Origin of the sequence: Nonomuraea rosea, assembly GCF_039539705.1 — a bacterium.
In the GTDB taxonomy this organism is placed as follows: Bacteria; Actinomycetota; Actinomycetes; order Streptosporangiales; family Streptosporangiaceae; genus Nonomuraea; species Nonomuraea rosea.
The window spans coordinates 284,368-309,970 of sequence record NZ_BAABDQ010000007.1; the positions used below are offsets into that span (position 1 = coordinate 284,368).

Below are 25,603 nucleotides of genomic sequence, written 5' to 3' on the forward strand. Positions count from 1 at the left end.
GGGCTTTTGCCCGGCCGCCGCGACGACCGGAATGGTCAGCCGTCGCGCAGCTTCTTCAGCAGGGCGATGTCCTCGGCGTGCTGGGGGGCCTTGCCCGGCGTCTCGATGCAGATGGGGACCCCCGCCACCGCCGGGTGCCGCATGAGGTCGGCGAACGGCTGGGCGCCGATGTGACCGGCCCCGATGTTCTCGTGCCGGTCCTTCTTGGCGCCGCACACGTCCTTGGAGTCGTTGGCGTGGATCAGCTTGAGCCGGCCGGGAGCGATCTCGTGCAGGGCGTCGAACGTCTCCTGCACCCCGCCCTCGGCGGCGAGGTCGTGACCGGCGGCGAAGGCGTGGCAGGTGTCGAGGCAGATGCCGGCCCGCGGATGCCAGTCGAGCGCCGCCAGGTAGGGCTCCAGGTCCTGGACGGTCGCGCACAGCATGGCGCCCTGACCGGCCATCGGCTCCAGCAGCAGGTCGGGCCCGCCGTCGGGGATCTCGTCGAGCAGCGGCACCAGGTTGTCGTGCAGCTGGCGCAGGGCGTCTTCGCGCGACTGCGTCACCGCCGAGCCCGTGTGCACCACGACCCCCTTGGCGCCGGTCGCCACCCCGCGCCGCAGCGTGTGGCGGACGATCGCGATGGAGTTGGCCAGCGTCTCCGGGCTGGGTGAGCCGAAGTTGACGAGGTAGGGCACGTGGATGAAGGCGTCGACGCCCGACTCGGCCAGCTTGGCGTCCTGGTCGGGCTTGCCTTCCGTGAGCGCCCAGCCGCGCGGGTTGGTGACGAACACCTGGATCATCTCGGCGCCGATCTCGGCCATGTACGCGAGTCCGCCCGTCGCCAGGCCGCCCGCCACGGACACGTGTCCGCCGATGAGGGATGTCGGAGTCATGATGGCCCTAAGTGTAGGCCCCAAGTGCAGCGCAGCCTGCGACGATTCCGCCGGGCCCGGCGCGCCTGCGCGGAGTACGGCGTCGTGGCGCAGGACGGGCCGGTGGCGCGCATGCCGAAGCGGGCGCCCGGCGCGCTGCGCGAGATCGCCGCGGGCGGAGCGCGCGGCGAGATCGTCTTCACCATGTGAACGCCCGGCTCTTGGAGCATGACACGAAAAGTCCCGGCCATCCGGCGGGGAGGTTCGGAGTTCTCGCGGATGGACCGGGCACGAGGGACATGTGTGTACTTCTGACATGCCCGACACGCTGACCGCACTCGACGCCTTCAACGCCCGGCCGCCGGACGCCGCCGAGGCGGAGCTGCTGACCTGCTGCGCCTCCCGCGCCTTCGCCAGGAAGGTCGCGGCGCTGCGGCCGTACGGGAGCGTCGCCCTGCTCGTGGCGGCCGCGGAGGCGGCCGTGCGGGAGCTGGCCTGGCCCGACGTGCTGGAGGCGCTGAGCGCGCACCCGCGGATCGGCGAGCGGGCGGCCGGGACCGGCAGGGAGGCGGCGTGGTCGCGCCAGGAGCAGTCGGGGATGGCGGAGCCGGGGGCGGAGGACGTCCGCGCGGCGCTGGCCGCGGGCAACCGGGCCTACGAGGACCGTTTCGGGCACGTCTACCTGATCTGCGCCACCGGGCTCAGCGGCGCCCAGATGCTGGCCAGGCTGCGCGAGCGGCTGCGCAACGACGAGGAGGCCGAGCGTGCCGCCGTGCGCGGCGAGCTGGCCGCGATCACCCGGCTGCGGCTGGGCAGGCTCATGGAGGAGGCGGGATGAGCTTCTCGACGCATGTCCTCGACGCGGTCACCGGGCGGCCCGCGGCGGGCGTCCGCGTACGCCTGGAACACGACGGCCGGACCGTGGCCGAGGGCCGCACCGACGACGACGGCCGGCTCAACGGCTGGCACCCGGAGGCCGGGGTGCACCGCGTCGTCTTCGACACCGGGGCCTACCTGCGGGAGACGTTCTACCCCGAGGTCGTCATCACCTTCACCGTGACCGACCCCGGACAGCACTATCACGTGCCGCTCCTGCTCAGCCCCTACGCCTACTCCACCTACCGAGGGAGCTAGATGTCGATCAAGCTCGGCCCCAACCGCTACGGCAAGGCGGAGACCAGGCTCGTCCACGTCGTCAGAGACGGCCCCGTGCACCACATCAAGGACATCAACGTCAGCACCTCGCTCTCCGGCGACATGGAGGCGGCCCACCTGACCGGCGACAACGCCGCCGTGCTGCCGACCGACACGCAGAAGAACACCGCCTACGCCTTCGCCAGGAAACACGGCGTCGGCCAGATCGAGGAGTTCGCCCTCCTGCTGGCCAGGCACTTCGTCCGGTCGCAGCCCACGATCCACCACGCCAGGGTGGAGATCGAGGAGTACGCCTGGAGCCGCGGCGGGCCCCACTCGTTCGTGCGCGAGGGCGGCGAGGTGCGCACGTGCGTCGTCCACCACGACAGGGAGGGCGGCGACACCGTCGTGTCGGGGCTCAAGGACCTGGTGGTGCTCAACTCGACCGGCTCGGAGTTCCACGGCTACATCGTGGACGAGTACACCACGCTGCCGCCCGCCACCGACCGCATCCTCGCCACCGCCGTCACGGCCCGGTGGCGGCACGCGGGGGAGACGGTCTCGTACGGGAAGTCGTACGAGCAGGTGCGGCAGTGCCTGCTGGACGCGTTCGCCGGCACGCACAGCCTGTCGCTCCAGCAGACGCTGTACGCCATGGGCGAGCGCGCGCTGGCCGCCTGCCCCGAGATCGGCGAGGTCAGGCTGGCGATGCCGAACAAGCATCACTTCCTGGTCGACCTGTCGCCCTTCGGCCTGGACAACGACAACGAGGTGTACTTCGCCGCCGACCGCCCGTACGGCCTCATCGAGGGCGGCGTGCTGCGGGACGACGCGCCCGACGCCGGATTCGCCTGGGAGTAGAGATGGACTTCTTGCGCCCCACGACGTGGGAGGAGGCGCTGGCCGCCAAGGCGGACCAGCCCGAGTCGGTGCCCATCCAGGGCGGGACCGACGTCATGGTCGAGATCAACTTCGACGTGCGCAGGCCCGTCGCGCTGCTCGACCTCAACCAGGTGGCCGAGCTGCGTGACTGGGAGATGGTGGACGGCGTCTGCCGGGTCGGGGCGGGGGTGCCGTACACGAGGATCATCGACGAGCTCGGCGGCCCGCTGCCGGGGCTCGCCCAGGCGTCGCGGACGGTCGGCTCGCCGCAGATCCGCAACCGCGGCTCCGTCGGCGGGAACCTGGGGGCGGCCTCGCCCGCGGGCGACAGTCATCCGCCGCTGCTGGCGGCGGGCGCGGTGGTGGAGGCCGAGTCGCGCGACCGCGGCGTCCGGATGATCCCGGCCGCGGAGTTCTACCGCGGCGTCAAGCGCAGCGCGCTGGAGCCGGACGAGCTGATCAGGGCCGTGCATATGCGGCCCGCCACCGGGCCCCAATACTTCTCCAAGGTCGGGACGCGCAACGCCATGGTGATCGCGGTGTGCTCGTTCGCGATCGCGCTGCACCCGGGCGAGCTCCGGGTCGGCACGGGGATCGGCTCGGCGGCGCCCACGCCGCGCCGCGCGCTGGAGGCGGAGGAGCTGCTGGCCGCCGAGCTCGACTGGACCGCGCCGCTGGACCCCAAGCTGCTCAAGCGCTTCGGCGAGCTGTGCGCGGCCGCCGCCGCGCCGATCGACGACGTGCGCGGCACCGCCGGATACCGCGTGCACGCCATCGGCGTGATGGCCCGACGCACGCTGACCTGGGCCTGGAACGACCATCTGGGAAGGAGGGCCGCCTGATGCGCGTCACCTTCGTCGTCAACGGCCGCGAGGAGAGCGCCGACGACGTCTGGGAGGGCGAGAGCCTCCTGTACGTGCTGCGCGAGCGCATGGGCCTGCCCGGCTCCAAGAACGCCTGCGAGCAGGGCGAGTGCGGCTCGTGCACGGTCTATCTGGACGGCCTCCCGGTCTGCGCGTGCCTGGTCGCCGCGGGGCAGGTGGAAGGACGGCGGGTCCGCACCGTCGAGGGGCTCGCCGACGGGGACCGGCTCGATCCCGTGCAGGAGGCGTTCGTGGAGTGCGGGGCCGTGCAGTGCGGCTTCTGCACGCCCGGACTGCTGGTGCAGGCCCACGACCTGCTCGAACGCGTGGAGCGGCCGTCGGACGCCGAGATCAGGGAGGCGCTCGCGGGCAACCTGTGCCGGTGCACGGGATACGAGAAGATCCTCGACGCCGTACGCCTGGCCGCGGCCAGGAAGGCGGGGTCCCGATGAGCGCCGAGTCCCGTGTCCTGATCGAGAACGTGCACATCGCGCCGGTGGTCGGCCCGGAAATCGAGTCCGGATATATCAGGATCGAGGGGGATCGGATCGTCGAGCTGGGCGCGGGCGCCGCGCCCGGCACGTCGGCCGGCGCTTCAGCCGGCGCTTCAGCCGGCACCGTCCTGATCGACGGCACCGGCTGCCTGGCCACCCCCGGCCTGGTCAACACCCACCACCACCTGTACCAGTGGGCCTCGCAGGGCCTGGCGCAGGACGCGACGCTGTTCGAGTGGCTGGTGGCCCTCTACCAGGTGTGGGCCGCGATGGACGCCGAGGTCGTGCACGGCGCGGCCACCGCCGGCCTGGGCTGGCTCGCGCTGTCGGGCTGCACCACCTCCAGCGACCACCACTACGTCTTCCCCAAGGGCCGGGGCGACCTGCTCGCCGCCGAGATCGAGGCGGCCCGCGAGGTGGGCATCAGGTTCCATCCGGCCCGGGGCTCCATGGACCGGGGCGAGTCGCAGGGCGGGCTGCCGCCGGACGTCGTGGTCGAGGAGCTCGACGACATCCTGGCCGCCACCGCCGAGGCCGTGGACGCCTACCACGACCCGTCGCCCTCCTCGATGCTGCGGGTGGCGGTCGCGCCGTGCTCGCCGTTCTCGGCCAGCGCCGATCTGATGACCGAGAGCGCCGCCCTGGCCAGGGACAAGGGCGTGCGCCTGCACACGCACATCGCCGAGACCCTGGACGAGGACGAGCACTGCGTGGCGCAGTTCGGCCTGCGTCCCGTGGACTACATGGAGAAACTGGGCTGGCTCGGGCCCGACGTGTGGTTCGCGCACACGGTGCACCTGAGCGACTCCGACATCGGCAAGCTCGCCGACACCGGGACCGGCTCGGCGCACTGCCCCTCCTCCAACGGGCGGCTCGGCGCGGGGATCGCCCGCGTGTCCGAGATGCTGCGCCGCGGCGCGAACGTGGGGCTGGGCGTGGACGGCAGCGCCTCGTCCGAGCTGACGCCGCTGGCGGGGGAGATGCGGCAGGCCCTGCTGTTCCAGCGCGCCCGCTACGGTCCCGGCGCCCTGACGGCCCGGCAGGCGCTGGAGCTGGCCACGCTGGGCGGCGCCCGCAACCTCGGGCGCGCGGCCGAGCTGGGCTCGATCGAGCCGGGCAAGCTCGCCGACCTGGCGCTCTGGCGGGTGGACGGCCCGTTCACCGCCGCGGTCGCCGACCCCGTCTGCGCGCTGGTCTTCGGGCCTCCGCCGCCGCTGGCCCGGGTGCTGGTCGGCGGGCGGAGCGTGGTCGAGGACGGCGAGCTGCGGACCGTCGCGCAGGACGCGGCCGGGCGCGCGGGCGTGGCGGCCCGGCAGCGGCTGCTGCGGCTGGCGGAGGAACGGGGGGTCAGCGCCGCTGAGGAGGTCCACCGGAGCGCGGGGCGGTAGGCCCTTCTTGCTGCGCCGCCGGTCGGTCCTGGTCCGATGATGGCTAGGGTGTGAAATGTCTGGAAACGGAGCACTGAAAGGCGGTCCCGTGTCGGCGGAACCCACAGACGAGCGGCTGGCGCAGCTCAAGAGCACCTTCGCGTCGATCGACACCGACGGCGACGGCTACATCAGCGAGACCGAGCTGAAGAGCCACTTCCCCGGCCTGCCCGCGGAGGCACTGGGCGCGATGAGCCAGGAAGCGGACTCCGACCAGGACGGCCGCTATTCCCTGGAGGAGTTCATCCGCGTGGTGTCGTAGCGGGCTGAAGGGAGCGCGTTCATGCGGGTGGTCCCGCGGACAGGGCGCGCTCCAGCGGGGTGCGGAAGCGGGGCGTCACCTTGATCCCGCCGAGCCAGGCGGCCAGCCCGGCCACCTCCGCCTCGATGGCGGCCCGCGCGTCGGCGCCCGCGTCGGTGAGCAGCCGCCACACGATCTCGCCGTCCGCCCGCTGCGCCCAGCCGCCCACGACCCGGCCGTCCCACCAGACGGTCGGCCCCACGTTCCCGCTGCGGTCGAACAGCTCGGCCCGGTGCTCGGGCGGCAGGTACCAGTCGCGCGCCTGCCAGCCCATGGGCGTCGGGTCGAGCGCGGGCAGCAGCGCCGCCCACGGCTCGGGCGCGGTCACCTCGTCCTGATCGTGCGGAAGTACGAATCCGGTGCCCTCGTCCAGGTCCACCGCCACCGCGCCGACCGCGGCCAGGGCCGCGCGCACGTCCTTCAGCGTCCAGCCGGTCCACCACTTCAGGTCGGCCTCCGTGCCGGGCCCGAACGCCGCCAGCCACCGGCCCGCCAGCTCCGCCTGCGCCTCGTGGACGGTCAGCTCGGCCATCTCCGGCGCCAGGCCCCAGCGGTGCTGCCCGCTGATCCACGTGCCGGAGTGGCGGCCCCGGCGTACCAGGAGGCCGTCCATCGCCATCAGGGGCAGCAGGCGCGAGCCCACGCTCACCACCCCCTCGTACGGCTTGCCGACGGCCACCCTGAACTGCTCGCGCAGCCGCGGCTCCAGCACCCCCAGCTCGGTGGTCGTCGCCTCGCCGGCCGCGGTCAGCGCCGCCAGCACGGACGCCTCGACGTCCTTGACCCGAGCCTCGTCCCAGCCGCCCTCGCCGAACACCTTCAGCATCGACACGCGCTCCTTGCGGGCGACCGGCAGCATCGACGAGTGGTGCACGACGGGCACCAGCTCGGCGGGCACCACGAACACCGTGCGCCGCATCCCGGTCATCCGCACCAGCGTGCGCTCGGTGTACAGGGCCCGCTCGACCGGCTCGGGACCCGGCTCGGCGAGCCGCGCGCCCGCCGACAGGAACACGGTCGCCGGATCGGTGCCGTGCAGCGCCACCACGGACGCCGCCGCCTCCTCAGGAGTCGCCGCCTTACGCGCGAGCCGGTGCCGCGCGCCGAGCCTGGCCCGTCGCTGCCCGTTCGTGATCCGCACAAGAGCCCCCTTTCCCGCAGTGAGCCTAATTGGAGGATCACACACCTGGCGACGGCCCGAGGGGGCGGCGGTTGATGGCCACGTGCATAGGTTTACGGGGAGATCCGTTGTTTCACTTGAGGTCACCCCCTGAACCTGGAGTGACCCATGACAAGTGAGGTGCATCCGGTCGACGCGCGCCTGCCGATCGCGCAAATGGGCACGCTCGGGCTGCAGCACGTGCTGGCGATGTACGCCGGCGCCGTGGCGGTCCCGCTCATCGTGGGCGGCGCGCTCAAGCTGCCGCCCGACCAGCTCGCGTACCTGATCAACGCCGACCTGCTGGTCAGCGGCATCGCCACGCTCATCCAGTGCGTGGGCGTGTGGCGGTTCGGCGTCCGGCTGCCCATCATGCAGGGATGCACGTTCGCGGCGGTGACGCCGATGGTGCTCATCGGCACGACGCAGGGCGGGCTGCCGGCCATCTACGGCGCCGTCATCGTCTCAGGGCTGCTCGTCGTGGCGGTCGCCCCCTACTTCGCCAAGATCGTCAGATTCTTCCCGCCGCTGGTCACCGGCACCATCATCACGATCATCGGGATGTCACTGCTGCCCGTGGCCGCCCGGTGGGCCGCGGGAGGCGCGGGCAGCCCGTCGTACGGCGAGCCGCGCAACATCGCCCTGGCCGCCGCCGTGCTGCTGCTCATCCTGGCCGTCTACCGGCTCTCCAAGGGGTTCCTGGGACGGGTCGCGGTGCTGGTCGGCATCGCCGCCGGCACGCTGGCCGCGATCCCGCTCGGGTTCACCGACTTCTCGAACGTGGGCTCGGCCGCTCTGTTCGGGATCAGCACGCCGTTCGCGTTCGGGCTGCCCACGTTCCAGGTCACCGCGATCATCTCGATGTGCGTGGTCATGCTCGTCTCCATGACCGAGACGACCGGCGACTTCGTGGCCGTCGCCGAGATGACCGGCTCCGACCTGCCGCCGCGGCGGCTGGCGGACGGGCTGCGGGCCGACGGGTTCTCGACCGCGCTCGGCGGCGTCTTCAACACCTTCCCCTACACCGCCTTCGCCCAGAACGTCGGCCTCGTCGGGCTGACCGGCGTACGCAGCCGCTGGGTGGTGGCCACGGCGGGCGGCATCCTGGTGCTCCTGGGCCTGGTCCCCATGCTCGGCGCGGTGATCGCGGCCATCCCCCAGCCCGTGCTCGGCGGCGCGGGGATCGTCATGTTCGGCACCGTGGCCGCGTCCGGCATCCGCACGCTGACCAAGGCGAGCTTCGACGGCAACCACAACCTGGTCATCGTGGCCGTCTCCATCGGCGTGGCCGCCATCCCGGTCGGCGCGCCGGACTTCTACGACAAGTTCCCCGACTGGGCTCAGACCATCCTGAACAGCGGCATCAGCACCGGCAGCCTGCTGGTGATCGTGCTGAACCTCGTCTTCAACCACCTGCGGACGGGCGGGCCCGCGGTGAGCCGGCGCGGGATGTGATGATGAGTCACGCCTTCCTGCCCGCTCGCACCGGGCAGGAAGGCGTGTCAGGACATTGTTCATCACCGTGTGGGAGTTCGTAGTGGTTCAGCACGTTCTCGTCGCCCCCGACAAGTTCAAGGGGTCGCTGACGGCGGCCGAGGTCGCGGCCCGGGTGTCGGCCGGGCTCGGTGTGCCGTCGGTGCAGCTGCCGATCGCCGACGGGGGCGACGGCACCGTCGACGCCGCCGTGGCCGCCGGGTTCAGCCGGATCGCCGTCGAGGTCACCGGGCCCACGGGCGAGCGGATCCCCGCCTCCTACGCCTGGCAGGCGGGAGACGTGGCAGCAGGCCCCGGCGGTGAAGGCGGCACGGCGGTGGTCGAGCTGGCCGACGCGTCCGGGTTGCGCCGCCTGCCGGGCGGGCGCGAGCCGCTGACCGCCACCAGCTACGGCACCGGCGAACTGGTCGCCGACGCCGTGCGCCGCGGCGCCCGGCGCGTGGTCCTCGGTCTGGGCGGCAGCGCGTGCACGGACGGCGGAGCGGGCCTGGCCCAGGCGCTCGGCGCCCGCCTGCTGGACGGCGAGGGCCGCGACCTCCCGCGCGGCGGCGCGGCCCTGAAGGACCTCGCCCGCATCGACATGTCGGGCTTCATCGACATCTCCGGCGTCGAGTTCGTGGTCGCGAGCGACGTGGACAACCCCCTGCTCGGCCCGCACGGCGCCGCCGCCGTCTACGGGCCCCAGAAGGGCGCCACGCCCGGGGACGTCAAGACCCTGGAGGCGGCCCTGGCCCGCCTGGCCGCCGTGGCCACGGCGACGCACGGGCTGACGGGCGCCGTCGAGCACGACGACACGCCGCGGGCGATGGGCGTGGCGGGCGCGCCGGGGGCCGGGGCCGCGGGCGGCGTCGGGTTCGCGGCGCTGGCGTTCCTGCACGCCGAGCTCCGCCCGGGCATCGACTACCTGCTCGACCTGCTCGGGTTCGGCGCGCTGGTCGAGGGCGCGCGGCTGGTGATCACCGGTGAGGGGTCGCTGGACGAGCAGTCGCTGCGCGGCAAGGCGCCGATCGGGGTGGCCCAGGCCGCGGCCAAGGCGGGCGTCCCCGTGGTGGCCGTCTGCGGCCGCCGCACGCTCTCCGACGCCGAGCTGAAGGACGCGGGCATCGAGGCCGCCTACGCCCTGACGGACCTCGAGCCCGACACCGCCCGCTGCATGGCGGAGGCCGGGCCGCTGCTCGAACGCCTCGCCGCCCGCCTGGCCACCGTTCATCTCAGAGAGGCCTAGATGACGCAGCCCGACCTCGTGGTCCGATCCCGCAGGACCGTCACGCCCGAGGGCGAACGCGCGGCGGCCGTGGCCGTACAGGATGCCAAGATCATCGGCCTGTACGACTACACCGCGCCGATCGACGCCGCCGAGGACATCGACCTGCGGGATCTTGCTCTGCTCCCCGGCCTGGTCGACACGCACGTGCACGTCAACGAGCCGGGCCGGACCCACTGGGAGGGCTTCGACTCGGCGACCAGGGCGGCGGCCGCGGGCGGCGTCACGACGATCCTCGACATGCCGCTCAACTCCCTGCCGCCGACCGTGGACGTGGCGGCGTTCGAGGTCAAGCTGCGGGCGGCCGAGGGGCAGTGCCACGTGGACGTGGGGTTCTGGGGCGGCGCGGTGCCGGGGAACGTCAAGGACCTCGCGCCCCTGCGCGAGCGCGGCGTCTACGGGTTCAAGTGCTTCATGTCGCCGTCGGGGGTGGAGGAGTTCCCGCCGCTCACGCGCGACGAGGCACGGCAGGCGATGGCGGAGATCGCCGGGTTCGGCGGCGTGCTGGTGGTGCACGCGGAGGATCCGGCGCTGCTGGCCGAGCCCGCCGGGCCGACGTACCGGGAGTTCCTGGAGTCGCGGCCCGGGGCGTCGGAGCGCAGCGCGGTCGAGCAGGTGGTCCGGCTGGCCGCCGAGACCGGCGTCAGGGCGCACATCCTGCACGTCTCCAGCGCCGAGTGCCTGGACGTGCTGGAGGCGGCGCAGGCGGACGGCGTACGCGTCTCGGCGGAGACCTGCCCGCACTACCTGACGCTGGCGGCCGAGCGCGTGCCCGAGGGGCTGACCGCGTACAAGTGCTGTCCGCCGATCCGCTCGGAGGCCAACCGGGACCTGTTGTGGGACGGGCTGGCCAGGGGCGTGCTGAGCTGCGTGGTCTCCGACCATTCGCCGTCGACGGCCGAGCTCAAGGTGCCCGACTTCGCCGCGGCCTGGGGCGGCATCGCCTCGCTGCAGCTCGGCCTGTCCGCGGTCTGGACGGAGGCCGCGCGCAGGGGGTACGGGCTGGGGGACGTGATCCGCTGGATGTCATCAAATCCCGCAGCGATGGCTGAAATTTCCGGAAAAGGGGCCATAAAGGTGGGCAATGATGCCGATCTGGTCGCCTTCGACCCCGACGCCGACAACCTGATCGACGCCTCCCTCCTCCACCACAAGAACCCGGTCACCCCCTACCACGGCAGCGCGCTCAAGGGCGCCGTCCTGACCACCTGGCTGCGCGGCCGGCCGGTGGACGGCGTCCCGCACGGACGATTCCTCTTGGGAGAGCAGTAGATGACCCGCTTCACCGGCCCGTCCGACTTCAACCGGCCCGATCTCGCCTTTCCCGATCTGGCGCTGCGCACGCTCGGCGGCTCCGTCGTGGCGGCCAGCGACGAGTCGTTCGCCGAGAAGGAGAGCCTGATCAGGCCGGGCAGGCCCGAGTTCGCGGCGGAGACGTTCGGGAACAAGGGGCAGGTGTACGACGGCTGGGAGACCCGCCGCCGCCGCGACCCCGACGGCTCGCAGGGCCACGACTGGGCCCTGGTACGCCTCGGGCTCCCCGGCGTGATCCGCGGCGTGGTGATCGACACGGCCTGGTTCAAGGGCAACTACCCGCCCAGCGCCTCCGTCGAGGCCGCCGCGGTCGAGGGCCACCCGTCACCGGACGAGCTGCTGGCCGCCGACTGGACGGAGATCGTGCCGCTGGTCGAGCTCAAGGGCGACGCCGAGCACCACTACGAGGTCGCCGACGAGCGCCGCTACACCCACGTGCGCCTGAACATCCACCCCGACGGCGGCATCGCCCGCCTGCGCGTGCACGGCGAGGCGCGGCCGGACCTGTCCGTGTACGAAGGGCTCGGCCTCGACCTGGCCGCCCTGGCGAACGGCGCCCTCGTCACGGCCTGCTCGAACGACTTCTACTCCGCCCCCAACAACGCCATCGCCCCCGGGCTGGCCCGGCACCAGGCGGAGGGCTGGGAGACGGCCCGGCGCAGGGGAGAGGGCAACGACTGGCTGCTCATCCGGCTGGCCGGGCGCGGCGTGATCAGGCTGGCCGAGATCGACACCACGAACCTGCTCTTCAACGCCCCCGGCTCGGTCTCGCTGACGGGCCTCGACGGGGACCGGGAGGTGGAGCTGCTGCCCAGGACCCGGCTCCAGCCCGACACCCCGCACCGCTTCAGGCTGGACCACCCGGACCCGGTCACCCACGTGCGGGTGGACATCTACCCGGACGGCGGCCTGGCCAGAGTCCGCCTCCACGGCCACCTGGCCTGACCGGGGCTCCGGCTCAATCGCCAGAGCCCGGGTCGCCGCCCCGGGTCACTGCCAGAGGTAGACCGTGGAACGCTGCGGCCGCTCGCTGTTGGGCAGCGGCCGCTGGTAGAGCACCACGCCGCCGTTGCCCAGCCGCTGCACCCGTACGCGGAACCCGAGCGACTCCAGCTCGGACTTGGCGTCCTTGACGTCCTTGCCGATCACCGCGGGCACCAGGCTGAACTGCTGATCGTCGCGAGCCTCGTTGTCCCCGCGGAACCACTGCCAGAAGTCCGTCTGGCACCGCGCGACCGTGATCCGGGCCGGAGTGCCCTTGTTCACCTCGGACTTGGCCTTCGGCGTCTGGGCGATGACCGTGCACGGCTCGGCGTCGTCGTCGACCTCGCTGACCTCCACGGGGAAGCCCTGCCCGCCCAGGTACGCGGCGGCCTCGTCCTTCGGCATGCCGGTGACGTCGGGCATGACCATCCCGGCGCTGACGAAGATGTCGATCTTCGCGCCTTCCTTCACCTTCTCGCCCACCTGCGGCGAGGTGCGGATGACCTTGTCGCGCTCGACATTCTGGTTGGCCAGGCGCTTGACCGCGCCCGCGGTCAGCCCGGCGCCGGAGATCGCCACCCGGGCCTCGTTGCCCGTCATGCCCTCCACGTTGGGCACGACCACGCGCTTGGGCCCGAGCGAGGGCACCAGCGTGATCGTGCTGCCGCTCTCCACCTCGGTCTTCGCCACCGGGTCGCTGCTCAGGACCAGCCCCTCGGCCACCTTCTCGTCGTACTGGCCTTCGGCCTTCTTCGCGATGAGACCGAGGGCGTGGATGTTCTTCTCGGCCACCGCCAGGTTCTTGCCGACCAGGCTGGGCACGGCGACGTAGTCGGTCTGCGAGAAGAACCACCCGGTCACGCCGATCGCGACCACCATCGCGGCGGCGAGCACCACCAGGAACCAGTTGGGCCTGAACCCGCGCTTCCGCGGCTCTTCCGCCCGCGGCTGGATCAGCGTGTGCATGGGCGCGGCCTGCGGCATCGACGCCGTGGCCGGGCCGGCGTGCGGCTGGGGCCGGGACATCTGCGGATTGGTCACCCGCGGCAGCATCCGGTGCGCGTCCACGGCCGCCACCAGCATCGCGGTCGCGTCGGCCGGCCGATCCTGCGGGTCGCGGGCCGTCGCGTGCGCCACCAGCGTGTCGACCAGCGGCGGCACCTCCGGCACGAACGACGACGGCGCCGGCACCGTGTCGTGGACGTGCCGGTAGGCCACCGACATCGGCGTCTCGCCGTCGTACGGCTGCTGTCCCGTCACCAGCTCGAACAGCATGATGCCGGCGGCGTAGACGTCGCTGCGCACGTCGGCGCCGCCCGTCGTCACCTGCTCGGGCGACATGTAGGCGATCGTGCCGATCATCACGCCGGTACGGGTCTGGTTCGTCGCCTCGATGGCCCTGGCCAGGCCGAAGTCGACGACCTTGACCCGGCCGTCGTCGGTCATCAGGACGTTTTCCGGCTTCACGTCGCGGTGGACCATCCCGGCCTGGTGGGCCGCGCCGAGGGCGGCGAGCACCGGGATCATGATCTCGAGCGCCTCCCGGGCAGGCAGCCTGCCGCGGTCGCGCAGGATGTCGCGCAGCGTCCTGCCGGGCACGTATTCCATCGACAGGTAGACGACGTCCGTGTCGGTGCCCTGGTCGAAGACGTGCACCACGTTGGGGTGAGAGAGACTGGCCACCGACTTCGCCTCGCCGATGAACCGCCTGACGAAGGCGGGATCCTCGGCGAGCGAAGGATGCATGACCTTCAGCGCCACCGTCCGGTCGAGCCGGATGTCCAGCGCAAGGTAGACGGTCGCCATACCGCCCCGGGCGATCCGGCTCTCGATACGGTAGCGCCCGTCGAGGAGCCGCCCGACCAGGGGGTCCGCAGTCGTCGTATCCACCCCGCTGAGTTTACGGGCGTTTTGCCACTGGCAGGGCCCGCCTGCCCGAAACCGATGCGGACCCGTGCTCGTTTCGGCCCGCCACGACGCCGCCGGACCGCCTCCCGCCAGGGGCTACGACGCCAGCGGGCCGGCGCGGGTCAGGTCATGGCGTCGTCGGGGAGGACGCCTCGGCGTAGCGTCTGCGCGGGATGCGGCCCGCCTGGCGCGCCAGCCGTCCCGCCGTCACGGCCGCCTTCATGGCCGCCGCCATGAGATCGGGCCGCTGCGCCCTGGTGACCGCCGTGGCCAGCAGCACGGCGTCGCAGCCGAGCTCCATCGCCAGGGCGGCGTCGCTGGCGGTGCCGATGCCCGCGTCGAGGATGACCGGCACGGAGGCGGACTCCACGATCAGCTCGATGTTGTGCGGGTTGCGGATGCCCAGGCCGGAGCCGATCGGCGCGCCCAGCGGCATCACCGCCGCGCAGCCCGCCTGCTCCAGCCGCCGGGCCAGCACCGGGTCGTCGCCGATGTACGGCAGCACCACGAACCCGTCCGCCACCAGCCGCTCCGCCGCGTCGAACGTCTCGATCGGGTCGGGCAGCAGCGTCCGCTCGTCGGCGATGACCTCCAGCTTGACCCAGTTCGTGCCGAGCGCCTCCCTGGCCAGCCGCGCCGTCAGCACGGCCTCGCCCGCGGTGAAGCAGCCGGCCGTGTTCGGGAGCACCTTGATGTCCCGGTCGCGCAGCACGTCCAGGACCGAGCCGCGGGCGCCCGGGTCGAGCCGCCGCATGGCCACCGTGGTCAGCTCGGTCCCCGAGGCGGCCAGTGCCTGGTCGAGCACCTCCAGCGAGGGCGCGCCCCCGGTCCCCATGATGAGCCGGGAAGCGAACTTCTCCCCGGCGATGATCAGATCATCCACCTTGCACCGCCGTCAGCACCTCCATGCGGTCACTGTCGCCGAGCACCGTCGTCTCCCACGTGCTCCGCGTGACCACCTCGTCGTTCACGGCCACGGCCACTCCGGTGGTGGCCGTCGTCAATGTGCGTACGGCCTGCGCCACGGTCGTGCCGTCGGCCACCTCGTGCGCAGCTCCGTTGATCGTCACGTTCATGAAATATCCCGAAATCTCGCGGGTGAGCACAATGTCGCCGCCTCACTCTCCTCGCCCAGCAGGACGGCCGCGGTGAGCGGGGCCAGCAGCACGCCGCCCCGGTGGTGCCCGGTGGCCAGCGTGAGCCCCGGCGTGCCGCTCGGGCCGATGAGCGGCAGATTGTCCGGCGTGCCCGGCCGCAGGCCCGCCACCACGTCGGCGACCTCCAGCTCGGTGACGCCCGGCACCAGCTCCCTGGCGTCGCGCAGCAGCTCGTAGAGCCCGCCCGCGGTCACCCTGGTGTCGAACCCCATCTCCTCCTGAGTGGCCCCGACCACCAGCTCGCCGTCGCCCCTGGGGACGAGGTAGACGGACGCGCCGTGCACGGTGCCGCGCACGCATCGGCCGAGCAGCGGCTGCGGGGAACGCAACCGCATGATCTGCCCCTTGACCGGCCGCACCGGCACGTCGGCCAGCTCGGCACTCCACGCCCCGGCCGCCAGGATCACCCGATCAGCCGATATGTCCGGCGCATCCCGAAGCCGCACCCCCACGACCCTGCCACCGCTCCCGCCGCCCGTTCCACCGCTCAGTCCTGGGCGATCGCCACCCATGCTGCCCCGGCCGGCGCGATCGCCGTCATCGCCGTCGCCCGTGCCGTCCCGGCCGGCGTCCTCGCGGAGGAGCCCGGTGGCGTGCTCACGTACCAGCGGCACGTCCAGCCGTTCCAGAGCGGCGAGCAGCGCCGCCGTCACGCGGCGCGGATCCACCCAGGCGTCGCCGGGAGCCAGCAGCCCGCCGCGCACGGAAGGCGCCAGCATGGGCTCCAGACGGCGGCACTCGCGCCCGGTCAGCCGCTCGACCGGCAGCCCGAGCTTGTCCATGTACGCCGCCAGCTCATCCAGCGCCACCAGGTCGTCGGCCCCGAACGCCACGTCGAGCGTCCCCTCGGAGCGCAGGTCCAGCCCGGTCCGCGGATCACCGAGCCCCGCGTCGGCGGCCAGCTCGGCGGCGAACGCCGGCCAGCGGCGCAACGAGGCCACCCCGAGCCGCAGCAACGGCGCCTCCGTGTAGGTGACCTCGCTGACCGGGGCCAGCATCCCCGCAGCCGCGTGCGAGGCCCCGGAGGCCGGAGCCGGATCCACCACGGTGACGGGCCGCCCCGCGCGAGCCAGCCGCCAGGCGACGGACAGCCCGACGACCCCGCCACCCACGATCACGTCCACCTGCGCTCCCTTCGCCGGCATGATCCGGATCAGGTGTCTTGCGGTCGAAGGCCCGTGCAGCCTTCCTCTCAGCCCGGTCACGCCGGACTCCCGCGCGTCTCTCCTCCACAGCCTACGGCCTCGGTGCGGCGTCCAGACACCGCCCCCGTTATGGTCATGAACGTGAACCATGTCGTGGTGGTAGGAGCGGGACTGGCCGGGGTACGCACGGTGGAGGCGCTGCGCGGACGGGGATTCAACGGCAGGATCACCCTGATAGGCGAAGAACGGCATCGCCCCTACGACCGCCCGCCCCTGTCCAAGGCCGTGCTGCTCGGCGACGCCGACACCAGCTTCGTCGAGGCCGACCTGGCCGCGATGGAGGTCGACTTCTGGCCGGGCGTCAGCGCCAAGTCCCTGCGCAGCGGCGTCGTCGAGACCACCGAGGGCGAGCTGGGCTACGACGGCCTGGTGATCGCCACCGGAGCCGAGCCGATCACGCTGCCCGGCGACGGCCCCCAGCACGTGCTGCGCACCCTCGACGACGCCCACGAGCTCAGGGCCATGCTCGTCCCCGGCGCCCGCGTCGCGATCATCGGCGCCGGATGGATCGGCGCCGAGGTGGCCACCGCCGCCCGTCGCGCGGGCTGCGTCGTGACGGTCGTCGAGGCGGGCCCCGCCCCGCTCGCCACCGCCGTCGGCGCCGAGCTCGGCGCCCGCACCGAGCCCTGGTACGACGGCATCGACCTGCGCCTGGAGACCATGGTCGACTCGGTGGACGAGGGCGGCGTGCGGCTGGTGGGCGGCGAGTTCGTCGATGCCCACGTGGTCGTCACCGGCATCGGCGTCCGCCCGGCGATCGGCTGGCTGGCCGACGCCGACATCGACCTGCACAACGGCGTCGTCACCGACGAATACCTGCGCACCTCGCTGCCGAACACCGTCGCCGTCGGCGACTGCGCGGCCTGGTGGTCGCGCCGCTGGCAGACCAGGCTCAGGGTCGAGCACTGGGACACCGCGCTCAACGCCCCCGAGATCGCCGCGGCGAGCCTGCTGGGGGAGGAGGTCGCCTACGATCCGGTGCCGTACTTCTGGTCGGAGCAGTTCGGGCACATGGTCCAGTACGCGGGCCACCATCCGGCCGGAGAGCGCCTCGTCTACCGCGGCGATCCCGGCGGCAAGTGGTCGGCCGTCTGGCTCACCGGCGACGACGCCCTCGCCGCCGTGCTCGCCGTGGATCGGCCGCGCGACCTCGTACAGGGGCGCAGAATCATCGACGCCGGACACCGTCTCGACGTGGAACGCCTGGTAGATCCAGAGGTCTCCCTACGGGATTGTGTTGTTTGAGCAAGCACGGCATGTGGTAGTTGTGGTTTCGTGACGCTTTCTGTTGCACAGATCGACCGGGAGACCGACCAGCTCGTTGACGAGTGGCTCACTCTCCCCGAAGTGGCCTCGCGCCTGGACCTATCGCTAGGGCGGGCCAAGCAACTCCTCAAGGACCACAAGCTCCTAGGCGTGCGCCGAGGGGGCGGCGGGCCACAGGTGCCTGCGGTGTTCCTGGATGGAAAGGACGTGATGAAGGGCCTGCCCGGCACACTGACCGTGCTGCTGGACGCCGGCTACGACGATGTGGAGTCGTTGCGCTGGCTCTTCACCCCAGACGAGTCCCTGCCAGGGTCGCCCATTGAGGCGATCAGGGCCGGCCGTCACACAGAGGTCAAGCGGCGTGCCCAAGCCCTCGGTTTCTGAGGCCCGCCTCTATCTCTGCACGGACGGCCGCCGCGACCGCGGCGACCTGGCAGAGTTCCTCGACTCGGTGCTGGCCAACGGCGTGGACATCATCCAGCTGCGGGAGAAGGGCCTGGAGGCACGCGAAGAACTCGCGCTCCTCGAAATCTTCCGCGACGCCTGCGACCGGCACGGCAAACTGCTGGCCGTCAACGACCGGGCGGACATCGCTCATGCCGCCCGGCCCGACGTGCTCCACCTGGGGCAGGACGACCTTCCTGTGACGGTCGCGCGAGAGATACTCGGCGACGACATCGTCATCGGACGGTCCACCCACTCCGCCGCCGAGGCTTCCGCCGCGGCTGTGGAGGAGGGCGTCGACTACTTCTGCTGCGGGCCGATCTGGCCCACGCCCACCAAGCCAGGGCGCCACGCTCCCGGCCCGCCGCTGCTCAGGCACGCGGCGTCGCTGGGCGGCACACGGCCCTGGTTCGGGATCGGCGGCATCGACCTCGGCAATCTCGACGAGGCGATGTCGTACGGCGTGAGCCGGGCGGTGGTGGTCCGCGCGATCACCGACGCGGAGGATCCAGGGGCGGCGGCGGCGGAGTTCGCGAAGCGGCTGTCGGCCCACTGACCCCGGAGGCGCCCGCAGGCACCCGGGCGCCTCCCACGATCAGGCCTTCAGCGCGCCCGCGTTCCGGCGTGCCCGCCCTTCAGCGTGCCCGCCTTCAGCGAGCCTGCCCTTCGGCGCGCCCGCACGCGTGCGGCCATTCCGGCCTGCCCGTGTACGGCGGCAAGCCTCACGTCTTGCGGGGCGATGAGCCTCAGGTCTTGCGGGACGTGGCGGCGATGGCCAGCTCCATCAGGGCGGCGTGGGACTCCGCCGTGACGGGGGCCTCGTCGAGCGCGGCCAGCGCCTCGCCCAGATAGTCGCTGATCAGATCCTCGCACTCCTGCAGCGCGCCGGTGTCGTCGATGATCTGCCGCAGCGTCTCCACCCCGGCCTCGTCGAGCCCGGGGTCGCCGAGCAGCCGCCGCACGGTCTCGGCGTCCGCCGGGGACGCCGCCGCCAGCGTGCGGGCCACGAGCATGGTCCGCTTGCCCTCGCGCAGGTCGTCGCCCGCGGGCTTGCCCGTCTGCGCCGGGTCCCCGAACACCCCGAGGATGTCGTCGCGAATCTGGAACGCGATCCCGACGCGGCGGCCGTAGCCGGTGCACAGCTCGTCCATCCACGGCGCGAGCTCGCCGGAGGCGAGCACCAGCCCCAGCCGCAGCGGCTGCTCCACCGAGTATTTACCGCTCTTGAACAGCGCCACCCGCAACGCCGACTCGAACGTGTTCTCCCCGTGCGCCTGCTCCAGCAGGTCGAGGTACTGGCCGCACATCAGCTCCGTGCGCATGTGATCGTGTACGGGCTGGGCCGCCGCCAGCGACTCGGGCGGCAGGCCGCTGGTGCGCCACATCTCGCCCGACCAGATCAGCAGCAGATTGCCCAGCAGGATCGCGGCGCCCTCGCCGAACTGCTCGGCGGAGCCGTACCAGCCGGACTTCTCGTGCATCGCCTGGAAACGGCGGTGCGCGGACGGCATGCCCCTGCGCAGATCGCTCTTGTCCATCACGTCGTCGTGCACGAGCGCGCTGGCCTGCAGCAACTCCAGCGAGGCCGCGGCGGTGAAGATCTCGGGCACGTCCGTGCCGCCCGCCCCGCGCCAGCCCCAATAGCAGAACGCGGGGCGCAGCCGCTTGCCGCCGGACAGGAGCTCGTCGGCGGCCGTGCGAAGGGGCGCGAGCACGGGGTCGCCCGGGGCCGGCAACTGCCGTTCGACGAAGGCTCCGATGGCGCGCTCGACCTGCGTGCGCAGGGCATCCATGCCGGCGGCGTCAATGGTCATGCCTTGAGACTAGTAGGCGAGCGGAGGCGGTCGGATCTCCAGGCCGCCTCTATGGCGGCCGGTTCCGGCGATGTGACGGTAACCTAAGGCGCATGGCGCTTGGTCGACCCTCCATCCGGCCCGATCGTGTTCCCACCGTCCGCGACATGCTCGCCGCCGGGGGCCGATCGTTCTCCTTCGAGTTCTTCCCCCCGAAGACCGACGAGGGCGAGCGGCAGCTCTGGCGGGCGATCAGGGAGCTGGAGTCGCTGCGGCCGACGTTCGTGTCGGTGACCTACGGCGCGGGCGGCTCCACGCGTGACCGCACGGTCGACATCGTGGAGCGGATCGCCCACGACACGACTCTCACGCCTGTGGCGCATTTCACGGCCGTCAACCACTCGCTCCGCGAGCTGCGCCATCTGGTGGGGCGTTTCGCCGACGCCGGGGTGCGCAACATCCTGGCCGTCCGCGGCGACCCTCCTGGCGACCCGACGGCCGAGTGGGTGCAGCATCCCGAGGGCGTCCTCTACGCGGAGGAGCTGGTGCGGCTGATCAGGCAGGTGGGCGACTTCTGCGTCGGCGTGGCGGCGTTCCCCTACAAGCATCCGCGCTCGCCGTCCATCGAGTCCGACACCGACTACTTCGTGCGCAAGTGCCGCGCGGGCGCCGACTACGCGATCACGCAGATGTTCTTCCAGGCGGACGACTACCTGCGGCTGCGCGACCGGGTCGCGGCGCAGGGGTGCGAGACGCCGATCATCCCGTGCATCATGCCGGTGACGCAGATGAGCACGATCGCGCGCTCGGAGCAGCTGTCGGGGGCGCCGTTCCCGCCGGACGTGGCCGCCCGCTTCGAGGCGGTCGCCGACGACCCGGCGGCCGTGCGGCGGCTGGGCATCGACCACGGGGCCGAGCTGTGCCAGCGGCTGCTGGACGAGGGCGCGCCGGGGATCCACTTCATCACGTTCAACCGGTCGAGCGCGACGCGCGAGGTCTTCCAGCGCCTGGAGCCGGTGCGGCTGCCCGCCTGAGGCTGCCTCCGAGTGCGGCCCGCCACCCGCCCGCAGGGGGACCGGGCGGGTGACGAGCCAGGGGACAGTAGCCGACGGGTAAAAGGTCAGTTACTTTCTGTAAGATAAGATGCCCCTGGTCATGCGGAGCAAACCCAGGAGTCACAAGCTCATCAGGTGTAACGCTCAGGTCAAGGGCAGGGGGCGGCCGACGATCGCATACTCCTCGTAGCCGCCGGGGAAGACGAACCGGCTCAGCAGATCCGTGAAGCCGAGGCTGGCGTAGAGGTGGCGGGCGGCCGTGGGGCGGTCGTGGGTCGACAGGAGCGCCGAGCGCTCGCTCCGCCCCGCGCACAGCGTCCGGATCATCGCGCGGCCGATGCCCTTGCTCTGGTAGTCGGGGTGGACGTGGATCTCGGCCAGCTCGAAGGCGTGGCCCAGCCAGGCACCGGCCACCTGCTCGCCCGACTGCGTGGTCATGGCCCGCAGCACCACGTCATGCCACCACTGGCCGGGCGCGCCGCGAAAGCCGTAGGCGAAGCCGACGACCTTGGGTTCGAGGTCACGAATGGCGCGGGACGAATCATGCAATTCTGCGAAATAACACTGGAAATGGGGATATGTCCCATGGTTTCGCATGATGGTCTTGCGGCCGGTGATCTGGTCCTCCGGCGGATTCATCGCCGCCGTGTAAATGCCGATCACCGTCTCCAGCCGCTCACCGAACTCGGCCGGGCCCGCCCCGCGAAACTCGATCACCCGTCGCACACTACTCGACGTCCACCGGCGTACCCCCGGTGATGCGCACGAGCTCGTCGAACGTCGTCGGGAACACCGTCAGCGGATGACCGCCCGCCGCCCACACCACCTCGTGCTTGCTCAGCCAGTTGTCCACCAGGGTCCGCACGGGCGCCGGGTGCCCGACCGGGGCGACGCCGCCGATCGGCTGGCCCGTGGCGGCCCTGACGAACTCCGGCGTGGCGCGGCGTACCTTGTCCACTCCCGCCGTGCGGGCGATCAGCTCCACGTCCACGCGGTGCGCCCCGCTCGTCAGGACCAGCAGCGGCGCGCCGTCCGCGTCGAAGATCAGGCTGTTGGCGATGGCGCCGACCTCGCAGCCGACCTGAGCGGCGGCCGTCGCGGCGGTGGGGGCCTTCTCCGGCAGGACGACGATCTCGCCGTTCGCGCCCAGTGCGCGCAACGCGGATTCCACGACGACGGCATTCGCCGGCAACTTCTCAGACATGAGCACACTCTAAACAGGTTGACCGCTTCATTACCCGTTCATGGTGAGTGGTGTAGGGTCCTCTGATTCGTACGTTCGTGGTATGAGAGGTGGTACGGGTGGGGGCTCGACGGCTGCCCGGAATGGCTGCCCTTGCGACGGCTGGGGCCGTCCTGTTCACCGGTGCGCTCACGGGCTGCGGCACGCAGGCCGCGCCGCAACCACCGCAGGCCGCGCCCGCGACGACGCCGGCCGCCACGACCCCGCCACCGGCGGGCGCGAGCTCGGGCCCCGCGTCGGGGCGGACCGCGCCGGCCGCCACCGCGCCGCGCAAGACGCTCAAGCTCGGCGCCAAGGGCAAGTCCGTCACCTGGCTGCAGCGGCGGCTGACCGAGCTCCACTACCGGCCGGGCAAGGCCGACGGCCGCTACGGCGGCACCACGCTGACGGCGGTGTGGGCGTTCCAGAAGGTCAACGGCATCAAGCCGACCAGTACGATCGCCAAGCGCACCTGGGACGCGCTGGAGACCCCGAAATCGCCCAAGGTCCTGGTCGGCAACGGCAAGCCGACCCGCGCCGAGGTCAACCTGACCAAGCAGATCATGGTCCTGTACGTCGGCGGCGAGGTGGAGCTGATCACCCACGTGTCCTCCGGCAGCGGCATCCCCTACTGCGAGACCGCCACGTGGCAGGGCAAGGAGCAGCGCTTCTGCGGCTCGGCCGGCACGCCGACCGGCAACTTCAAGACGACGTGGCGCGCGACCGGGTGGCACAAGTCGTATCTCGGGCAGCTGTACAACCCGATCTTCTTCAACGGCGGCATCGCGTTCCACGGGGCGCTGTCGGTGCCGCTCTACCCGGCTTCGCACGGGTGCGTCCGGATGCCGATGAACGTGGCCCAGGTCCTTCCCGGGCTGCTCGGCAAGGGCGTGCCGGTGCACGTGCGGGGTAAGTTCCGGCGTCCCTGAGCGGTCTCACGTCCCAAGGCCCGGTGTCCTGATCTTCGGGGTGCCGGGCCTTGTGGCGTGTCCATAACGCCCGCATAACCGGATCGCGTGACGAGCGGGTTACGGGGTCGCTGGTGGACTCCCTCCTGACTTTTGGGGGGATTTCATGGCGACGACGTTCGCGATGCCGGTGCCCGTACGGACGACGGGGGCGCGTACGGGCCGGTCCCGGCTGGGGTGGGCGCTGGCGGCGGGGTGGGCGGCACAGGTGGTGCTGCGGCTGTGGCTGTACCGGTATCACGCGGGACCCGTGGCGAACCCGGACGAGACCGGCTACCTCCTGGCCGCCCGGTGGCTGGCCGGCGGGCCCGGCGCGAACCTGTCGGGCTCGACGTTCTACCAGGCCGGATACGCATTACCGCTGATCCCGATCTTCTGGCTCACCGCCGACCCGGTCCTGGCGTACCGGCTGGTGGTCGTGGTCGGCTCGGTGGTGGCGGCGAGCGCGTACCCGCTGGCGTACCTGCTGCTGCGGCGGATGGGGGTGGGGGGACGGGCGGCGCTCGTCCTGGCGTTCGTGGCGGGGGCGTCGCCGGCGCTGCTGCTGTTCTCCGGGCTGGCGCTGGCCGACGCGATCCTGCCGGTCCTCGTGCTGGCCTGGCTGGTCGCGGTGCACGACCTCGTCGTCCGGGGGTCGGCGCGGGCCGGGCTGGCGGCGGGGGCGGTGGCGGGGTTCGCGACGGCGGTGCACCTGCGGGGGGCCGTCGTACTGGTGGTGTGCGTGCTGGTCGTGGCGGCGGGGGCGGCGTTCCTGCGGACGCCGCGCCGGGCGGCGCTCGCGGCCTTGGCGGGCGCGGGCGTGACGGCGGCGGCGGGCCAGGCGCTCAACGGTACGCTGGCCGCCGCGCTCTATCCCGGTGGCGCGCGCGACCTGTCCGGCCTGCTGGTGTCCAGGCTCACGAGCCTCGAAGGGCAGGCGTGGGCGCTGTCGGGGGCGGCCGGGCAGCTCTGGTACCTGATCGCCGGCACGTGGGGGCTGGCGGGCGTCGGGCTGGCGGGGGCGGCGGTCACCCTGGTACGCCGGGCCGCGCCGCGCGCGCACCGCGTCCTGGCCGGCACGCTGCTGGTCACGACCCTGGGCATCGCGTACGCCTCCTCGGCCGCGCTGCCGGACGAGCACCGGGTCGGCAACTACGCGTACGGCCGCTACCTGGCCTGCGTGGCGGTGGCGTGGCTGCTGGCGGGCCTGGTCGCGCTGGTCAGGAGCGGGCGCTTGGCCGTGGTGCGGCTCGCGCTGGCCGCCGCCGGGCTGCTGGCGGTCACAGGGGGAGTGGCGGCCTGGTACGCGGGGGACCGGCTGGAGCGCTACGTCTTCATCGCGTTCGACTTCCCCGAGATGATCTTTCTGAGCGGGACGCGGGACTCGCTCGACATGGCCGCCGCCTCGCTGTCCGCGCTGGCCCTGCTGGCCTGCCTGGCCGGCGCGGCCCTGCTCACCGCCGGGCGTTCGTGGCTCCTGGTGGCGGGCGTGCTCGGGCTGGTGCATCTCGCGTTCGTGGCCTACCAGGCGCCGGTCGCGCCGGCGGCCTCGGGCCAGGACTGGCTGCCCGCCCCGCCGCACGGGCGCGTGGCCGTGGACGGGCGGGTCAAGTGGAATGTCTGGGTGCCGCTGTCGTACCGCGTGTGGTGGACCGAGGTCGAGCGCTTCGACGGTGCGCCGCCGCAGGGCGTCTGCACCGCCGTCGTGCCGCCGGGCGCGGTCCCGCCGGTGGGCTGGACTTCGACGGGGGAGGGCGGGAGCCGGCAGGGCTGGACGACCTGGCGCGGCTCGCACTGCCCCTAACGGGCTTCAGAAGCGTCGGAGGCCGCTTCCCCGGCCTGTTCTTGTTCTCCCGGCCGTTCCCCGGCGGGTGCTCGCGTCCGCGCTTCGGCCGGCGGCGGGCGGCGCTTGCCCTCGCCGGCCGTGATGGAGAAGCCGACGGCCTGGGCGAGCCCCGCCGCGATCAGGAGGAGGAAGGCGGCTCCCTGCCAGGAGGGGATTCCGTCCGAGAAGTCAGGGGCGTCGTAGAACTCGCCCAGCAACCGCACGGGGTTGAGGTAGGCGAGGAGGATCACTACGGCGTACGGGACGATGAGGACGCCCGAGAGCACGAGCAGCGGCGTACGGCCCCGGCTGCTCCGCCGCAGGTGCGCCCCGATGACCACGAACGCCACCGCCACCGCGCCCAGGAAGGCGGCGCTCCACCAGACCGCCCGCCAGGTGTCCACCCCCAGCGAGGTCAGCCCGTCGGAGCCGACCCGGCGTCCGCCCCACTCGGGGCCCTTGACCTGTGCCGCCGCCGCGAGCTGGATGGCCACGCGGTTGACGGCCGCGTACGCCGCCACCAGGACCGGCCCCAGCGCCAGCAGGACGAGACCGACCGGCCGCCCACGTCCGCTCCCCGCCATCCGTGCTCCTCCCCGCTTCACCTTCTA

28 protein-coding genes and 1 riboswitch are annotated in these 25,603 nt (G+C 72.4%); of the genes, 18 read left to right on the forward strand and 10 right to left on the reverse strand.

All coding sequences use genetic code 11. The features are described from left to right. Positions 1-35: 35 nt before the first annotated feature. Positions 36-875: a deoxyribonuclease IV gene (locus ABEA43_RS19720; RefSeq protein WP_345563699.1), complete on the reverse strand. Its 840-nt coding sequence runs from the start codon at positions 873-875 to the stop codon at positions 36-38. Between the two features lie 24 nt (positions 876-899). Between ABEA43_RS19720 and ABEA43_RS19725 the strand changes: the two genes are divergently transcribed. The 8 genes from ABEA43_RS19725 (at position 900) to ABEA43_RS19760 (ending at position 5,916) form a co-directional block, all read left to right on the forward strand. Further along, positions 900-1,064, forward strand: a complete 165-nt coding sequence (locus ABEA43_RS19725; RefSeq protein WP_345563700.1) for a hypothetical protein — start codon at positions 900-902, stop codon at positions 1,062-1,064. Positions 1,065-1,170: 106 nt separating this feature from the next. Further along, positions 1,171-1,692, forward strand: coding sequence for a 2-oxo-4-hydroxy-4-carboxy-5-ureidoimidazoline decarboxylase (gene uraD / locus ABEA43_RS19730; RefSeq protein WP_345563701.1), 522 nt, complete (start codon positions 1,171-1,173; stop codon positions 1,690-1,692). Then, positions 1,689-1,988: a hydroxyisourate hydrolase gene (gene uraH / locus ABEA43_RS19735; protein ID WP_345563702.1), complete on the forward strand. Its 300-nt coding sequence runs from the start codon at positions 1,689-1,691 to the stop codon at positions 1,986-1,988. Before uraD ends, uraH begins: the two co-directional genes overlap by 4 nt. Continuing rightward, positions 1,989-2,849, forward strand: coding sequence for a factor-independent urate hydroxylase (gene pucL / locus ABEA43_RS19740; protein ID WP_345563703.1), 861 nt, complete (start codon positions 1,989-1,991; stop codon positions 2,847-2,849). It abuts the gene before it with no gap. Between the two features lie 2 nt (positions 2,850-2,851). Then, the gene (locus ABEA43_RS19745) at positions 2,852-3,712 is read left to right on the forward strand and encodes an FAD binding domain-containing protein (RefSeq protein WP_345563705.1); all 861 of its coding nucleotides are present in this window, start codon (positions 2,852-2,854) and stop codon (positions 3,710-3,712) included. After that, the gene (locus ABEA43_RS19750) at positions 3,712-4,185 is read left to right on the forward strand and encodes a (2Fe-2S)-binding protein (RefSeq protein WP_345563706.1); all 474 of its coding nucleotides are present in this window, start codon (positions 3,712-3,714) and stop codon (positions 4,183-4,185) included. Before ABEA43_RS19745 ends, ABEA43_RS19750 begins: the two co-directional genes overlap by 1 nt. Further along, complete coding sequence (locus ABEA43_RS19755; RefSeq protein ID WP_345563707.1) at positions 4,182-5,615, forward strand: 8-oxoguanine deaminase; 1,434 nt, start codon at positions 4,182-4,184, stop codon at positions 5,613-5,615. The genes ABEA43_RS19750 and ABEA43_RS19755 overlap by 4 nt, the downstream gene beginning before the upstream one ends. 88 nt (positions 5,616-5,703) lie before the next feature. Further along, positions 5,704-5,916, forward strand: a complete 213-nt coding sequence (locus ABEA43_RS19760) for an EF-hand domain-containing protein (protein ID WP_345563709.1) — start codon at positions 5,704-5,706, stop codon at positions 5,914-5,916. Positions 5,917-5,935: 19 nt separating this feature from the next. On the opposite strand, the gene ABEA43_RS19765 is transcribed toward ABEA43_RS19760, so the two are convergent. Then, positions 5,936-7,096 (reverse strand): winged helix DNA-binding domain-containing protein, encoded by a 1,161-nt coding sequence (locus ABEA43_RS19765; RefSeq protein ID WP_345563710.1) that lies wholly within the window; start codon positions 7,094-7,096, stop codon positions 5,936-5,938. A 147-nt stretch (positions 7,097-7,243) separates the two neighbouring features. On the opposite strand from ABEA43_RS19765, the gene ABEA43_RS19770 reads away from it, so the two are divergent. The 4 genes from ABEA43_RS19770 (at position 7,244) to alc (ending at position 12,131) form a co-directional block, all read left to right on the forward strand. Then, positions 7,244-8,569 carry a nucleobase:cation symporter-2 family protein gene (locus tag ABEA43_RS19770; protein WP_345563712.1) on the forward strand — a complete coding sequence of 442 codons (1,326 nt, stop codon included), beginning with the start codon at positions 7,244-7,246 and terminating at the stop codon, positions 8,567-8,569. Between the two features lie 82 nt (positions 8,570-8,651). Continuing rightward, on the forward strand, positions 8,652-9,833 hold the full coding sequence (locus ABEA43_RS19775) for a glycerate kinase (RefSeq protein ID WP_345563714.1): 1,182 nt from the start codon (positions 8,652-8,654) through the stop codon (positions 9,831-9,833). Further along, positions 9,834-11,144, forward strand: coding sequence for an allantoinase AllB (allB, locus tag ABEA43_RS19780; protein WP_345563715.1), 1,311 nt, complete (start codon positions 9,834-9,836; stop codon positions 11,142-11,144). Next, positions 11,145-12,131 (forward strand): allantoicase, encoded by a 987-nt coding sequence (alc, locus tag ABEA43_RS19785; protein WP_345563716.1) that lies wholly within the window; start codon positions 11,145-11,147, stop codon positions 12,129-12,131. A 45-nt stretch (positions 12,132-12,176) separates the two neighbouring features. Here the strand turns inward: alc and pknB are convergent, their stop codons facing one another. The 4 genes from pknB to ABEA43_RS19805 form a co-directional block, all read right to left on the reverse strand. Continuing rightward, positions 12,177-14,060: a Stk1 family PASTA domain-containing Ser/Thr kinase gene (gene pknB / locus ABEA43_RS19790; protein ID WP_345563717.1), complete on the reverse strand. Its 1,884-nt coding sequence runs from the start codon at positions 14,058-14,060 to the stop codon at positions 12,177-12,179. 145 nt (positions 14,061-14,205) lie between these two features. Beyond that, entirely contained in the window at positions 14,206-14,961 is a 756-nt protein-coding gene (locus tag ABEA43_RS19795) for a thiazole synthase (RefSeq protein ID WP_345563718.1), read from the reverse strand. Next, positions 14,954-15,154 carry a sulfur carrier protein ThiS gene (thiS, locus tag ABEA43_RS19800; protein WP_345563719.1) on the reverse strand — a complete coding sequence of 67 codons (201 nt, stop codon included), beginning with the start codon at positions 15,152-15,154 and terminating at the stop codon, positions 14,954-14,956. The genes ABEA43_RS19795 and thiS overlap by 8 nt, the downstream gene beginning before the upstream one ends. Next, on the reverse strand, positions 15,151-16,380 hold the full coding sequence (locus ABEA43_RS19805) for an FAD-dependent oxidoreductase (RefSeq protein ID WP_345563720.1): 1,230 nt from the start codon (positions 16,378-16,380) through the stop codon (positions 15,151-15,153). Before ABEA43_RS19805 ends, thiS begins: the two co-directional genes overlap by 4 nt. Next, a riboswitch (TPP riboswitch) is annotated at positions 16,349-16,463 on the reverse strand. It overlaps the preceding gene by 32 nt. A 58-nt stretch (positions 16,464-16,521) precedes the next feature. Here ABEA43_RS19805 and ABEA43_RS19810 point away from each other — a divergent pair. The 3 genes from ABEA43_RS19810 to thiE are packed head-to-tail and all read left to right on the forward strand — an operon-like array spanning position 16,522 to position 18,706. Then, on the forward strand, positions 16,522-17,685 hold the full coding sequence (locus ABEA43_RS19810) for an NAD(P)/FAD-dependent oxidoreductase (RefSeq protein ID WP_425570307.1): 1,164 nt from the start codon (positions 16,522-16,524) through the stop codon (positions 17,683-17,685). Between the two features lie 30 nt (positions 17,686-17,715). Beyond that, positions 17,716-18,090 carry an Rv2175c family DNA-binding protein gene (locus ABEA43_RS19815; RefSeq protein WP_345563724.1) on the forward strand — a complete coding sequence of 125 codons (375 nt, stop codon included), beginning with the start codon at positions 17,716-17,718 and terminating at the stop codon, positions 18,088-18,090. Further along, positions 18,068-18,706 (forward strand): thiamine phosphate synthase, encoded by a 639-nt coding sequence (thiE, locus tag ABEA43_RS19820; protein ID WP_345563725.1) that lies wholly within the window; start codon positions 18,068-18,070, stop codon positions 18,704-18,706. Before ABEA43_RS19815 ends, thiE begins: the two co-directional genes overlap by 23 nt. 190 nt (positions 18,707-18,896) lie before the next feature. Here thiE and ABEA43_RS19825 read toward each other — a convergent pair whose 3' ends face one another. Beyond that, positions 18,897-19,964 carry a polyprenyl synthetase family protein gene (locus ABEA43_RS19825; protein WP_345563726.1) on the reverse strand — a complete coding sequence of 356 codons (1,068 nt, stop codon included), beginning with the start codon at positions 19,962-19,964 and terminating at the stop codon, positions 18,897-18,899. A 92-nt stretch (positions 19,965-20,056) separates the two neighbouring features. Here ABEA43_RS19825 and metF point away from each other — a divergent pair, with 92 nt between their 5' ends. Beyond that, positions 20,057-20,977: a methylenetetrahydrofolate reductase [NAD(P)H] gene (gene metF / locus ABEA43_RS19830; RefSeq protein WP_345563728.1), complete on the forward strand. Its 921-nt coding sequence runs from the start codon at positions 20,057-20,059 to the stop codon at positions 20,975-20,977. 165 nt (positions 20,978-21,142) lie between these two features. Here the strand turns inward: metF and ABEA43_RS19835 are convergent, their stop codons facing one another. Next, complete coding sequence (locus ABEA43_RS19835; protein ID WP_345563729.1) at positions 21,143-21,715, reverse strand: GNAT family N-acetyltransferase; 573 nt, start codon at positions 21,713-21,715, stop codon at positions 21,143-21,145. Between the two features lie 10 nt (positions 21,716-21,725). Further along, entirely contained in the window at positions 21,726-22,202 is a 477-nt protein-coding gene (locus tag ABEA43_RS19840) for a YbaK/EbsC family protein (protein WP_345563731.1), read from the reverse strand. Between the two features lie 122 nt (positions 22,203-22,324). Here ABEA43_RS19840 and ABEA43_RS19845 point away from each other — a divergent pair, with 122 nt between their 5' ends. Continuing rightward, positions 22,325-23,149, forward strand: a complete 825-nt coding sequence (locus ABEA43_RS19845) for a L,D-transpeptidase family protein (protein ID WP_345563733.1) — start codon at positions 22,325-22,327, stop codon at positions 23,147-23,149. A 145-nt stretch (positions 23,150-23,294) separates the two neighbouring features. After that, positions 23,295-24,971, forward strand: a complete 1,677-nt coding sequence (locus ABEA43_RS19850; protein WP_345563734.1) for a hypothetical protein — start codon at positions 23,295-23,297, stop codon at positions 24,969-24,971. Here ABEA43_RS19850 and ABEA43_RS19855 read toward each other — a convergent pair. Continuing rightward, positions 24,968-25,576, reverse strand: coding sequence for a hypothetical protein (locus ABEA43_RS19855; protein ID WP_345563736.1), 609 nt, complete (start codon positions 25,574-25,576; stop codon positions 24,968-24,970). The two genes, ABEA43_RS19850 and ABEA43_RS19855, sit on opposite strands and share 4 nt — an antisense overlap. Between the last annotated feature and the right edge of the window lie 27 nt (positions 25,577-25,603).

What these genes read in the sequence shown, in the direction of transcription:
- ABEA43_RS19720 (WP_345563699.1), bottom strand. Translation starts at nt 875, where the DNA reads ATGACTCCGACATCCCTCATCGGCGGACACGTGTCCGTGGCGGGCGGC.
- uraD (WP_345563701.1), top strand. Translation starts at nt 1,171, where the DNA reads ATGCCCGACACGCTGACCGCACTCGACGCCTTCAACGCCCGGCCGCCG.
- uraH (WP_345563702.1), top strand. Translation starts at nt 1,689, where the DNA reads ATGAGCTTCTCGACGCATGTCCTCGACGCGGTCACCGGGCGGCCCGCG.
- pucL (WP_345563703.1), top strand. Translation starts at nt 1,989, where the DNA reads ATGTCGATCAAGCTCGGCCCCAACCGCTACGGCAAGGCGGAGACCAGG.
- ABEA43_RS19745 (WP_345563705.1), top strand. Translation starts at nt 2,852, where the DNA reads ATGGACTTCTTGCGCCCCACGACGTGGGAGGAGGCGCTGGCCGCCAAG.
- ABEA43_RS19750 (WP_345563706.1), top strand. Translation starts at nt 3,712, where the DNA reads ATGCGCGTCACCTTCGTCGTCAACGGCCGCGAGGAGAGCGCCGACGAC.
- ABEA43_RS19755 (WP_345563707.1), top strand. Translation starts at nt 4,182, where the DNA reads ATGAGCGCCGAGTCCCGTGTCCTGATCGAGAACGTGCACATCGCGCCG.
- ABEA43_RS19770 (WP_345563712.1), top strand. Translation starts at nt 7,244, where the DNA reads ATGACAAGTGAGGTGCATCCGGTCGACGCGCGCCTGCCGATCGCGCAA.
- allB (WP_345563715.1), top strand. Translation starts at nt 9,834, where the DNA reads ATGACGCAGCCCGACCTCGTGGTCCGATCCCGCAGGACCGTCACGCCC.
- alc (WP_345563716.1), top strand. Translation starts at nt 11,145, where the DNA reads ATGACCCGCTTCACCGGCCCGTCCGACTTCAACCGGCCCGATCTCGCC.
- thiS (WP_345563719.1), bottom strand. Translation starts at nt 15,154, where the DNA reads ATGAACGTGACGATCAACGGAGCTGCGCACGAGGTGGCCGACGGCACG.
- ABEA43_RS19805 (WP_345563720.1), bottom strand. Translation starts at nt 16,380, where the DNA reads ATGCCGGCGAAGGGAGCGCAGGTGGACGTGATCGTGGGTGGCGGGGTC.
- ABEA43_RS19825 (WP_345563726.1), bottom strand. Translation starts at nt 19,964, where the DNA reads ATGACCATTGACGCCGCCGGCATGGATGCCCTGCGCACGCAGGTCGAG.
- metF (WP_345563728.1), top strand. Translation starts at nt 20,057, where the DNA reads ATGGCGCTTGGTCGACCCTCCATCCGGCCCGATCGTGTTCCCACCGTC.
- ABEA43_RS19840 (WP_345563731.1), bottom strand. Translation starts at nt 22,202, where the DNA reads ATGTCTGAGAAGTTGCCGGCGAATGCCGTCGTCGTGGAATCCGCGTTG.
- ABEA43_RS19845 (WP_345563733.1), top strand. Translation starts at nt 22,325, where the DNA reads ATGGCTGCCCTTGCGACGGCTGGGGCCGTCCTGTTCACCGGTGCGCTC.
- ABEA43_RS19850 (WP_345563734.1), top strand. Translation starts at nt 23,295, where the DNA reads ATGGCGACGACGTTCGCGATGCCGGTGCCCGTACGGACGACGGGGGCG.
- ABEA43_RS19855 (WP_345563736.1), bottom strand. Translation starts at nt 25,576, where the DNA reads ATGGCGGGGAGCGGACGTGGGCGGCCGGTCGGTCTCGTCCTGCTGGCG.